Here is a 12,448-nt window from a genome sequence, read left to right as displayed (position 1 = left end):
TTATGTTAAATACTCAATCATATATCATCTATCCGTTTCGTTATCTATTGTCTTTTTGTCTATTATCGTTCTGTCTTTTATTAAGTCAGTTTTCTTTCGCTCAAAAGAAAGAAAGCAACATCGGATCAGAAGAGGTAAATATTGTAAAACCGTACACGCCAACCATTTCTGATGCTTCAAAAATTCAGGAATCTCCAGTTCTTGATGACGACGGAAATGCTAAAAAAGAAACTATCAATTATTCTATTTTCTCTTTTCCTGTAGCATCCACTTTTGCTCCTGCTAAAGGAAAAGCAGAAGGCGTTGATAAGGAAGCGCAAGAGAAATTCTATAATAACTACGCTACTTTTGGATATGGAAATTATGGGAATCTAAATGCTGAATTATTTGTTAATAAGGAATTAGGAAGCAATGATTATGTAGGTGGAATGTTTAGGCATTTTTCTTCTAGTGGAGGAGTGAATGATGTACCGTTGGATAGCTGGTTTTACGATACGTCTTTAGATGCTACTTATGGTGCGAACTATGATACGATGTCATGGAATGTTGATTTAGGCTATCAAAACCAAGTCTATAATTGGTTTGGTTTACCAACTGATTTTGGAAGTACATTGAGTGCTTCAGATAGAAATTCATTGATTGCAGGTATCGATACAAAACATGCCTACAGCGGAATTTCATTAGGAGGAAAAATGCGTTTTAATGAAGGTGCTTTTAAAGAAGCAGCAATGAAATTTAGTCATTTTTCTGATAGTTATGGTTCTTCTGAAAATAGGTTTTATGTTAAACCATCATTACAATTTGATGTTGCAAATCAATTTGTAAAAACAGATTTTATTGTGGATTATGTAGATGGTAGTTTTGATAAAAATTATACCAATACAAATACCGAAGCTGTAAAATACGGTTTTACTAATTTGGGAATTTCGCCAAGTTTCGTTATTCAGGAAAATGGTTGGAATGTAAAATTGGGAGCTTCGTTGTTTTATAGTATCGATAGAGAAGGAAGCAATAATCAGTTTTTAATTTATCCAAATATCAATGTTTCTTATCCAGTGGTAGACGATTTAATGATTTTCTACGCAGGAGCCGAAGGAGCTTTGGAGCAAAATTCGTATATGGATTTTGTAAAAGAAAATCCGTTTTTGTCTCCTACATTATTGATTGCGCCTACAGATAGACAATATGATATTTTTGCTGGATTAAAAGGAAAGTTAGCTTCCAGTGTAAGTTATAATCTTCGTGGTTCTTATAACAATGAGCGAAACAAAGCTTTATTTAGAAGTAATGATTACACAGAAAATACGGCAAATGAAAATTATGCTTTTGGAAACTCATTTCAAGTGGTTTATGATGATGTACGAACCTTTCGTTTTTCGGGAGATTTGAAAGCTGATTTTTCAGAAAATGTAAGTTTTGCAATAGGTGGAACTTTTAGTAGTTACAAAAATAGCTTCGAACAAGAAGCTTGGAATTTGCCTGCTGTAGAAGTTAATTCTTCCATTGATTTTAATATTACACCGAAATGGTTTGCTGGAGCAAAGGCGTTTTATGTGGGTGAACGGAAAGATTTAAAAACCAATACTGATTTAATGCCAGTGGGTTCTCCAGTGAAGTTAGGGAGTTATTTTGATGTCAATTCGCATCTAGGTTACAAGCACAATTCGCAGCTTACAGGATTTATTAAGTTAAATAATATGACGGGTAAATCCTACCAAAAATGGATGAATTATCCAGTTCAAGGTTTTCAGGTGTTGGTAGGAGCTAATTATAAATTTGATTTTTAGGAGGTAGGTTTTTTACCGCAAAGGGCGCTAAGTTTTACGCTAAGTTCGCAGAGTTTTATAATTCTTTGCGTTTCCTTGCGAAATCTTAGCGCCCTTTGCGGTTAAGAAAGCTTTATTCAGTAAAAGGAATCGCAATACGAGTTTTATCCCATCCAATGTTTAGCACCATACCTTTATCAGCTGGAGTAAAAACCATGGAAAGGGCTTCAAGAGATTCTTCATCTTGTGTAACAGGAACACTTAATCTGGCAACATCATTTTCAGCTTTATAATTATAAGCGCCCCAAACGTTGATGCTTCTGTTGATAATAACGGTATAATTGTCTTTTTCAGGAATGGTGTATAGTGAATAAGTTCCAGCTTGGATTTTAGTTTTACCTAATTTTACATCACTGTAAAAAGTGATTTCAGTAGCTTCATTAGCTCCAGTTCTCCATACTTTTCCAGCAGGAGCTAGTTCGCTTAATGTGCGTCCTTTAAGCTGTGGACGGCTGTAAACCACTTTTGCTGCTTTAACCGGAATTTTATAGTCGGCAGGAAAAAAGGCTTGGTCTAATGGACTTTTGTCTAAACCAGAAAATTTTTGAGCTTTTACGTCGGTAGCTAATAACATCAGTAAACCAAAAGCAATTGCGGAAATGAATTTTAATTTTTTCATAATAATTTTTAAAAGAATAAGATTAGTAATGATTCTTCACGAAGTTAAAAAAAAAATAGTTGTTTGTGCCTTAATAATTTCAAATACCTATAAAATAGTGCGAGATTGAGAGAATAAAGTAGATTTACTTTTTTACACTTCAAAAAAACAACATCTTTGTAATCTAAGAAACGAGTACTTCAATAAAATGACTTTTAAACAAAAAATATATCAGTATTATTCCCGATTAGTAGAAGATCGGATCGATGCTTTCCGAGATATGATTTCCGCTTTAACCGAGGATTCTAAAAATGACGCAAAAGGTTCAGCGGGCGATAAACATGAAACGGCTTTATCGATGATGCATTTGGAACAGGAAAAATTCAATACGAAACTTAGAGAAGTTTTAGAGCAAAAAGCAGTTTTGGACAAAATCGATGTTTCGGTAATTGCAAAAACTATCGTTTTAGGAAGTTTGGTAAAAGCCAATGGGATTTATTTGTATCTGTCTTTGGCTTTGCCAAAAATAGCTATTGACGGGATAAATGTAATTGCTTTGTCTCCGCAATCGCCATTGGGAAGTAAGTTAATGGGAAATTCAGTGGGTTTTACTTTCGAAATTAATGGAACGAAATATTTGATTGAGAGTGTTGAATAAGAATCCGTAATAATCGTTGTTTTAAGATTTTGAGAATAATTATCCTTTAAGCATTGCCATAAAAACAGCTAATACTATCACAATTATTATAAAAGTGAGTATTTTGCCAAGAATGTTTTTAGTATTTTTAAGCAAATAGAAAATCACGGCAAATACAATTATTGAAACTATTAAACCCATATTTTTTTACTTTAAAATCTATTAATAAATTCCTTAAAATTTTTCTTTAAACTAAAATAACGAAGACCTGAAATCATAAATGCAAAACCCAGCATTATAATATATGAAATTGTACCTAATGAATTTAAAAACCATTCTTCACTCCAACTTCCGTAATTTTTAAAATATGAAATAGTAAACCATCCCCATCCGTATATCATTAGACATAATATTGCGATATTAAGTAATATGATCAAAATTAATTCGATAGTGTGCTTCTTTCGTGGAGTTTTTGGATATTTATTCGCTTCAATTCTGTTTAAACAAAAAACATAACTTATAATTATAGTAAAAAATTGCAAAATCATTAAAGGAGAGGTTTTAATATTGGTCAATGTAAAAACAATAATTATTATCGTCAATATATTCAAATACCAAATCCCTTTTGAGCCAGCATAGCTCATAATCAAGAATATCCCTATTTGGAATAGTATTACTGCTATTGAAATATCCATCTTTATAGTATTAATTTTTTAATCTTTTTTTTAATAAATTCAAGAATAAAAATCTGGGTCTTGTTGATCCAAATCTAAATTTTCATTATAATATTTATCGTTGTCATATCTATTATTTTGTTGATTAAAATTTTCACTGCTTTTGTAGTTATACTTGGTAAAATCGTCATCATTTCCATTTATATCTTTTAGTGGGAATCTATCATTATCTATATCATGAAGTAGTTGCTTGACATATACTAATTGTTCTTTTATGGTTTTTGAACTGGAATCCAATCCGTGTAAATATCCTAACAGCCAAAGCAATAAACCTCTGGAGTTATATTCGTATGAGTCTAAATAGTCTATGATTACGGAGCTTATACTTCCTAAATGACGTTCATCAATAGGTTCTTCAAGATTTCTAATAAGATTTATGTTATGATAAATTTTATCTAATGCTAATAATCTTTCTTTTTCTTTTTTCATACGAGTTGTTGAAATTAAATAGTTACGTTATTATTTATTGAGAATGTTTAATTCTGGATAGAACTCAAAACTAAAAAGCTAAAAAAATCAATTTCTTGTGATTTTATTTAGACGATTTTTTTTACTATTTCAATCAAATATAATTAAAAATATATAAAAAAAAAGCTAGCCTTGTCTTTAGATAGACTTTGGTTTTTATGCAATTGAAATCATTTAAAAAAATCGAATTCCCTAAAAAAAACTTTCGTAAATTCGCCAGCTTAAAAGTTTGACTTTAAAACGAATTAAAATTATGAGTAAAATAATGACAGTCGACATCTTGTCGAGTATTAAAGGAGCACAGCCTTCAGAGAGCGTGAACAAATTATTTGATGTAATTAAGAATGCACATCCATCAAATAATAATACTGCAAATACTGTCAATCATAATTGTGTGTCTGTAAGTGATTTAAGAGAAGATGTTGTGGTAGAGAGTTCGGCTATGGAGAAACAACTCATTTTAGAAAATTTCCCGAACAAAAAAAATGGTTTTTTAGTTGTTGCTAAAGTTATAGAAGGATAAACATGGATTCTCAGATAAAAAAAATACACCAACAATTGGTGTCAAAACAAATTACTTGTACGGCTTTAGTACAAGAGAAATTAGACTTGCTAAAACAAAATACGTATAACTCTGTCAATTCATTATTGGATACTTTGGCTTTGGAATTGGCTTCTAAAGTGGATGCTAAAATTGCAAACGGAGAAACAATCGGTTTGCTAGAAGGAATTCCGTTTGGGATTAAAGATGTCTATATGTTGCAGGGAACTTACACTACTGCAAGTTCTGATTTGTTGAAAAATTATAAATCGCCTTACACAGCTACTGCTATTCAAAAATTATTGGATGCGGGTGCTATTCCATTGGTGAAAGAAAATTGCGATAGTTTTGGTCATGGTTCTTCAAGCGAAAACACGATTTTTGGCGCTGTGAAAAACGCTATCGATCCTGCATTAGTTGCTGGAGGTTCCAGTGGTGGATCTGCGGTGAATGTTGCTAAAGATTACACTGTGTTTTCTATTGGTGGAGATACGGGAGGTTCAATTCGTCAGCCTGCCGGATACAATCATATTTATGGTTTTAAACCAACTTACGGGAGAATATCTCGATTTGGATTAATGGCTTACGCATCTTCTACAGATTGTGTTGGTCCATTGGCAAAATCAATCGAAGATATCCGAATTGTACTGAATGTAATGAGTGGAAAAGATCCAAAAGATCAAACCTCAATTCCTTCATCAGAAATTAGTGAAGATGCAATTGCAACTTCAACTATAAAAACAATCGGTTATTTTAAAAACTTTATCGAAAGTGATGCTATTGATCCACAAGTAAAAGCAGATTTTTTGGCTAGTATTGAAAAAATAAAAGCCAAAGGAATTGCAGTAAAAGAATTGGATTTCTTTGAATCTGATGTTTTAGTTTCGACTTATTATACTTTGGCAATGGCAGAAACGGCTTCGAATTTATCTCGTTTAGACGGAACCAATTATGGGAATCGTATTGAAGCGGAGAATCTAATTGAAACCTATGCGGTGACCCGTTCTGAAAATTTTTCAGAAGAGACAAAACGCAGAATCGTAGGTGGAAACCAAGTGTTGTCACAAGGTTTCTCTGATGAAATCTATTTAAAAGGATTGGCTGTAAGAGATCAAATTTCGGAAAACTTCAGTAAGGATTTTGAAGAAGTAGATGTTATTTTATCACCAGTTACACCAAGTACGCCACCTAAAATTGGAGACAGTTTAAAAGATCCGTTGGCAATGTATTTGTCGGATGCCTATACGGTTGGTTTTAGTTTAGGGCAATTGCCAACTTTAACCGTACCGCAAGGAACAAGTACTGGATTGCAAATTACTGCAGCAAAAAATAATGATGAGTTAGTAATGCAATTTGCTAATTTCTTAAAAGATACACTATAATGGAATTGGAACAATTAACGGCGGCTTTAAAAGCCCACGATTTAGAATTGGTAATTGGACTGGAAACGCACGTTCGATTGAATACCAAAACCAAGTTGTTTTGTTCTTGTCCCAATCAAGAAATAGAAACAGCGAACCAAAATATATGTTCGGTTTGTACGGGACAAATGGGTGTTTTGCCTGCTTTGAACAGAGAAGCCATCACTAAAGCGATTTATTTTGGAAAAGCGGTCAATTCGACATTTAGCAATGAAGTGATTTCTTGGGATAGAAAGCATTACGAATATCCTGATAATCCAAAAAATATTCAGATTACGCAATTTCATAATCCAATAATTCCTGACGGTCAGGTTTCTTGTTATCGTAATGACGGTTCTCAATTTACGGTGAATCTAACTCAGGTTCATATTGAAGAAGATGCTGCTAAATTGATGCACGAAAAGAAAATTTCGTTAGTCGATTTTAACAAAGCGGGGGTTCCGTTGATTGAAATTGTTACAGAACCATGTGTTCGTAATATTGAAGACGCTTCTACTTACGCGCAATACATTCAGCGTATTGTTCAAAATTTAGGAATCTCTGAAGCGAATTTGGAAAAAGGAGAATTCAAATCGGATGTTTCGGTTTCTTTACGTAAAATCAATTCGGATGTTTTAAATCCAAGAACAGAAATCAAAAACTTGAACTCGTTTAAGTTTATGGTGGAAGCTTTGAAAGAAGAAGTAGAGAAGCAATTCAATTATTTTATCGAAAATAAAGCGTTTAGACCGGATCAAACCACGGTGCTATGGGATGCTGATTTGAAGCAAACCAAAACCATGCGTAAAAAAGAATTTGAAGCGGATTACCGTTTTATTTCGGAACCGGATTTGCCTTTTGTAAATATCAAAGCAGAAATTGAAGCGATTACAGTAGACACAAGTGCATTGCCTTATGCGGTGGAATCTATTTTGATTAACGGAGGTGTTTTGCCACAAGATGCTAAATTTTTCACGGCAGATGCTTTGCGTTCGAGAACATTTGTGACTTTAAATAACGAAATTAAAGATCCTTCGTTTGTTGCTAAAACTTTGGCGAATAATATTAAGGCTGAAGATTATGCTAAAATCCATAACATTGAGGATTTAGTTACCATTTTTGTGTTATTTAAAGCGGAAAAAATCACGGCAGTTTTAGTTCAAAATGCGATTGCAGGTTATTTAAAAGATCAAAATTTTGATTACAATAAATATTTCGCTGATAATACTATTTCGGAAGATAAAATCCAAGAAGTTATTGCGACTGTAATTTCAGAAAATGAGGCTGTTGCCAAAGATATTAAAGGGGGTGACCAAGGAAAAGCTGGTATTCTTGTTGGAAAAGTTTTAGGTGTTATTGGAAAAGGAGCGAACGGAAAAGTAATTCGTCAAATTATTTTGGACAAATTAGGTGCTGACGCTATTTTAGAAAAGGCAGCATCACAAGAAAAAATTGCAGCAGTAACAGTTGCAGAAAATAAAGAAAGTCAAGAAGAAGTACTTCCTGTAATTCCAATTATTATAAAGGATACGTATCGAACACATAAAATTTCACAATTATCAGAAGCAAACATAAGCGAAGAAGTGTTGTTGTCTGGTTGGGTTGCGAGTGTTCGTGACCACGGTGAATTAATGTTTATCGATTTGCGTGATTCAAGTTACGAGATTTTCCAAATTCGTATCAGTAGAGAGTCTTTCCCAAATATCGATGAGTTGGTAAAATTGAAACCGGAATCGGTTATTTCGGTAAAAGGTATTGTTGTTGGACGTAATGAAGATGATTATAATGCAGGTTTGCGTACGGGTAAAATAGAATTAGAGACTTCGGTTTTAGAGATATTAAACTTGTCTAAAACACTGCCTTTCGAAATTAAGAGAGCGGCTAAAACAAATGAAGCGACTCGTTTTCAATATAAGTTTTTGGATCACAGAAACGAAGAGGTTAGACGAGCCATCGTAAACCGTCATAAAGTAATTAAGTTATTGCGTGACATATTGGATGAAGAAGAATTCTTGGAAATAGAAACGCCAATTTTAAGTGCTGGAACTGATGAAGGAGCACGTGAATTTATTGTCCCAACACGCAAAGGCTCAGGGTTGTTTTATACCTTGCCACAAGCGCCTCAGCAGTTCAAACAGATGTTGATGGTTAGTGGTTATGAGAAGTATTTCCAAATTGCACGTTGTTTCAGGGATGAAGATTCTCGTGGAGATCGTCAGCCGGAATTTACGCAATTGGATATCGAAATGGCTTACGCCAGTATGCAGCAAATTATTGATTTGAATACCAAAATGTTCAATGAAATAGTAACTAAAATATACGGTAAAAAATGGATTTTGCATCCGTTTGAAGTTATTACCTATAAAAACGCTATGGATTTCTACGGTTGTGACCGACCAGATTTGCGTTACGGCTTGAAAATGCAAGACATTACCGAAATTGTAAAAGATACTACTTTTCAGGTGTTTTCTAAACCAATAGAAGAAGGCGGAATTGTAAAATGCATCAAAGTTTCGGCTCAAGAGCAAGGAAACAAGCGTATGTCTAAAGGTCAAATCGAAACTTTAACGGCTGTTGCACAACAACACGGTTTGGGTGGATTGGCTTATATTATTGTGAATGATGAAGATTTGCAATCGCCAATTATTAAGTTTTTGGGTGAAGAAATTGCAGCGGGAATTATAAAAGCGACTGATGCACAAGTAGGGGATATTGTATTCTTCTCCGCGGCAGATTATGCTACGGCTAATAAAGCCTTGGATGCTGTTCGTCAGGAAATGGGTCGAATGCTGAACTTGATTAATCCAAAAGAATTACGTCCGGCTTGGGTAGTTGATTTTCCTATGTTTGAAAGGACAGATGAGGGAAGATGGACTTTTACACACAATCCGTTCTCTATGCCTGCCATTTATGATTTAGAGAAGCACATGAAAGGGGATGATAATGAAATTGGAACAATTATCGCTCAGCAATATGATATTATCTTGAACGGTTACGAAATTGGTGGAGGATCTGTTCGTGCACATAAATCAGAGATTCTGGAAGCGACTTATAGAAATATGGGTTACAATAAAGAAGAAATGATAAAAAGCGTTGGAACGATGCACAAAGCTTTCCAATACGGCGCACCGCCACATGGAGGAATTGCTTGGGGAATTGACCGTTTGATGATGATTTTGGAGAAAAAAGCATCTATTAGAGAGGTAATGGCTTTTCCGAAAACAGGTTCAAGCGAAGATTTATTATTTGGTGCACCGTCACTTTTATCCGATAAAAAAGTGGAAGAAATGAATGTTAGAATAATTAAATAGTAATATCAATGTCAATTTCAAAAATCAATTTCAATGGCAATGATTAATTGAGGTAATTGAAATGATTCAATTTTTAAATTTCCAAAACAGCATTTCAAATGTTTGTTTTGGATTTTTTGTTTTTAGATTAGTTTGTATTTGTAAATTCCTTTTGGCTTGTAATTCAATTTTGTCGTTGAAATTGATATTGATATTGAAATTGATTTTTGAAATTGATTTTTGAAATTGCTATTGCTATTACATCAAGATCTCGGTTTATTAAGCCCTCTATCATAAAGAACAATAGTTCCTGCAACCGATACATTCAAACTTTTCTCGGATTTGAATTTTACTAAATGATGGCATTTTTCAATTGCTTTTTTTGAAAGTCCGTTGTCTTCGGCGCCAAGTAAGTAAACACAACGTCTTGGGTGTTCGAATGTTTCTAAATCTTCTGCTCTTTCGTCTAATTCCACTCCCACTAAGCGTGCGCCTTTAGGTAGATTTTTAAAGAAATCCTCAAAGGTTTCGTAATGAAAATAGGGCATTGATTTTACAGCATTGTGGGTGTCGCAAGCTTGTTTAGCATAGCGGTTTCCAATAGTAAAAATATAACTAGCACCCAGATTTTGTGCCGAACGCCATAAAACCCCCAAGTTTTCAGGTGTTTTCCCGTTTTGTATGCCTATACCGAAAAATTCAGTTGTAAAATTATCATTCATGTCGCAAAAATACTAACTGTTAGTAGTAATGTCAAGTTTTTACTTTGTTTAATTATAAGGACCCAACTGGGTTTACTAAGAAATTATAAAATGGCTGTTTCTTTGTTTTTTTAATTCCTTTTGAAATGGATCTTTGCTGCTGTTTTTATTGTTGTAATTCACATTTTTTGTTGATAACTTAAAGGCTTAGGAGGTTATTTTTAACGGTATATAGTTTGAGTTTTTATATATTTGTTCGTTAGACAAAAAATTACATTTTAGAATAAAATATATGAGCGAAGAAATCAATAAGGGAAATTATTCAGCAGATAGTATTCAGGCATTAGAAGGAATGGAGCATGTAAGAATGCGTCCTTCCATGTATATAGGAGATGTTGGTGTTCGTGGATTGCATCATTTAGTTTATGAGGTTGTTGACAACTCCATTGATGAGGCTATGGGAGGTCATTGTGATACTATAGGTGTTGCAATCAATGAAGATGGATCTATTACAGTAGAAGATAATGGTCGTGGTATTCCTGTAGGGATTCACAAAAAAGAAGGCGTTTCGGCATTGGAAGTTGTAATGACTAAAATTGGTGCCGGAGGAAAATTTGATAAAGATTCTTATAAGGTTTCAGGAGGTTTACACGGTGTAGGTGTTTCTTGTGTAAATGCTTTGTCAAATCACCTAACTGCAACAGTTCATAGTAGTGACGGAAAAGTGTACCAACAAGAGTATGAAAAAGGAAAAGCACTTTATCCAGTAAAACAAATAGGCGAGACGACTAAAAGAGGTACTATTGTAACTTTTTATCCTGATCCAACTATTTTTACGCAAACCACGGAGTATTCTTACGATACTTTGTCGGCTCGTATGCGTGAGTTGTCTTTTTTGAATAAAGGAATTACAATCACTTTTACAGATAAAAGAGAAATAGATAAAGATGGAAATTTCCTTTCGGAAGTTTTTCATTCAACTGAAGGTTTAAAAGAATACATTCGTTATTTAGATGGAAATCGTGAGCCAATTATTGGGCACGTAATTTCTATGGATCACGAAAAAGGAGAGATTCCAGTTGAGGTAGCTTTGATTTATAATACAAGTTATTCTGAGAATATTTTTTCTTATGTAAATAATATCAATACACACGAAGGAGGAACACACTTACAAGGTTTTAGAACGGGTCTTACCAGGTCGTTGAAGAAATATGCGGATGCTTCTGGAATGTTGGATAAATTAAAATTCGATATTTCTGGAGATGACTTCCGTGAGGGTTTAACAGCGATTATTTCGGTAAAAGTGGCTGAACCACAATTTGAAGGACAAACTAAAACCAAACTTGGAAACAGAGAGGTAGTTTCTCCTGTAAGTCAGGCGGTAAGTGAAATGGTAGAGAATTATTTGGAAGAAAATCCAAATGATGCTAAAATCATTGTTCAAAAAGTAATCTTGGCAGCTCAGGCACGTCATGCGGCTAAAAAAGCGCGTGAAATGGTGCAACGTAAAACCGTAATGGGTGGCGGTGGATTGCCAGGAAAACTGTCTGATTGTTCGGAACAAGATCCGGCAAAATGTGAGGTTTATCTTGTCGAGGGAGATTCGGCAGGTGGAACGGCAAAACAGGGTCGTGATAGAAATTTTCAGGCTATTTTGCCATTGCGTGGTAAGATTTTGAACGTGGAAAAAGCCATGCACCACAAGGTTTTTGAAAACGAAGAGATTCGAAATATATTTACAGCACTTGGTGTAACTATTGGAACAGAGGAAGATAGTAAAGCATTGAATATTTCGAAATTGCGTTACCATAAAGTAATTATTATGTGTGATGCCGATGTTGATGGTAGTCACATTTCTACTTTGATTTTGACATTCTTCTTCCGATTTATGAAAGAATTAATTGAAGAAGGACATGTTTATATTGCTGCTCCGCCTTTATATTTAGTTAAAAAAGGAAATAAGAAAGAATATGCCTGGAATGACGTGCAACGTGATCAGGCAAATGAAAGAATGGGTGGAAGTGCCGGAATTCAACGTTATAAAGGTCTTGGAGAGATGAATGCAGAGCAATTGTGGGAAACTACAATGGATCCTAGTTTTAGAACTTTACGTCAGGTAACGATTGATAGTTTGGCAGAAGCCGATAGAGTTTTTTCTATGTTGATGGGGGATGAAGTGCCACCAAGAAGAGAGTTTATCGAGAAAAATGCAGTTTATGCTAATATTGATGCGTAAAAAATAGTTTATAGGGT

At 34.1% G+C, this 12,448-nt stretch carries 10 protein-coding genes; 6 read left to right on the top strand and 4 right to left on the bottom strand.

Annotated elements, in window-relative coordinates; translation table 11 throughout:
- The first annotated feature begins 2 nt into the window (after positions 1-2).
- Complete coding sequence (locus AAGV28_RS02820) at positions 3-1,787, top strand: TonB-dependent receptor (RefSeq protein ID WP_373405307.1); 1,785 nt, start codon at positions 3-5, stop codon at positions 1,785-1,787.
- Between the two features lie 112 nt (positions 1,788-1,899).
- Here AAGV28_RS02820 and AAGV28_RS02815 read toward each other — a convergent pair whose 3' ends face one another.
- Entirely contained in the window at positions 1,900-2,445 is a 546-nt protein-coding gene (locus tag AAGV28_RS02815; RefSeq protein ID WP_373405306.1) for a DUF2911 domain-containing protein, read from the bottom strand.
- 187 nt (positions 2,446-2,632) lie between these two features.
- On the opposite strand from AAGV28_RS02815, the gene AAGV28_RS02810 reads away from it, so the two are divergent.
- Positions 2,633-3,082, top strand: a complete 450-nt coding sequence (locus AAGV28_RS02810; RefSeq protein WP_373405305.1) for a hypothetical protein — start codon at positions 2,633-2,635, stop codon at positions 3,080-3,082.
- A 191-nt stretch (positions 3,083-3,273) separates the two neighbouring features.
- Here AAGV28_RS02810 and AAGV28_RS02805 read toward each other — a convergent pair whose 3' ends face one another.
- Both AAGV28_RS02805 and AAGV28_RS02800 read right to left on the bottom strand, forming a co-directional pair.
- The gene (locus AAGV28_RS02805; RefSeq protein ID WP_373405304.1) at positions 3,274-3,756 is read right to left on the bottom strand and encodes a hypothetical protein; all 483 of its coding nucleotides are present in this window, start codon (positions 3,754-3,756) and stop codon (positions 3,274-3,276) included.
- A 39-nt stretch (positions 3,757-3,795) separates the two neighbouring features.
- Positions 3,796-4,224, bottom strand: a complete 429-nt coding sequence (locus tag AAGV28_RS02800; protein WP_373405303.1) for a hypothetical protein — start codon at positions 4,222-4,224, stop codon at positions 3,796-3,798.
- A 292-nt stretch (positions 4,225-4,516) separates the two neighbouring features.
- Here AAGV28_RS02800 and AAGV28_RS02795 point away from each other — a divergent pair, with 292 nt between their 5' ends.
- From AAGV28_RS02795 to gatB/aspS, 3 genes are read left to right on the top strand one after another with little or no spacing between them, the layout of a single operon-like run.
- A complete protein-coding gene (locus AAGV28_RS02795) occupies positions 4,517-4,786 on the top strand; it encodes an Asp-tRNA(Asn)/Glu-tRNA(Gln) amidotransferase subunit GatC (protein ID WP_373405302.1) in 270 nt (89 codons plus the stop codon).
- A 2-nt stretch (positions 4,787-4,788) separates the two neighbouring features.
- Positions 4,789-6,186, top strand: coding sequence for an amidase (locus AAGV28_RS02790; RefSeq protein WP_373405301.1), 1,398 nt, complete (start codon positions 4,789-4,791; stop codon positions 6,184-6,186).
- Positions 6,186-9,515 carry a bifunctional amidotransferase subunit GatB/aspartate--tRNA ligase AspS gene (gatB/aspS, locus tag AAGV28_RS02785; RefSeq protein ID WP_373405300.1) on the top strand — a complete coding sequence of 1,110 codons (3,330 nt, stop codon included), beginning with the start codon at positions 6,186-6,188 and terminating at the stop codon, positions 9,513-9,515. The genes AAGV28_RS02790 and gatB/aspS overlap by 1 nt, the downstream gene beginning before the upstream one ends.
- A gap of 242 nt (positions 9,516-9,757) precedes the next feature.
- Here gatB/aspS and AAGV28_RS02780 read toward each other — a convergent pair whose 3' ends face one another.
- Positions 9,758-10,216, bottom strand: coding sequence for an RNA methyltransferase (locus AAGV28_RS02780; protein ID WP_373405299.1), 459 nt, complete (start codon positions 10,214-10,216; stop codon positions 9,758-9,760).
- A gap of 271 nt (positions 10,217-10,487) precedes the next feature.
- Between AAGV28_RS02780 and gyrB the strand changes: the two genes are divergently transcribed.
- Entirely contained in the window at positions 10,488-12,431 is a 1,944-nt protein-coding gene (gene gyrB, locus AAGV28_RS02775) for a DNA topoisomerase (ATP-hydrolyzing) subunit B (protein ID WP_373405298.1), read from the top strand.
- Positions 12,432-12,448: the final 17 nt, after the last annotated feature.

It is taken from the genome of Flavobacterium zubiriense, from assembly GCF_041729725.1.
GTDB lineage: Bacteria > Bacteroidota > Bacteroidia > Flavobacteriales > Flavobacteriaceae > Flavobacterium > Flavobacterium zubiriense.
This window is presented reverse-complemented; position numbering and strand designations above follow the sequence as displayed.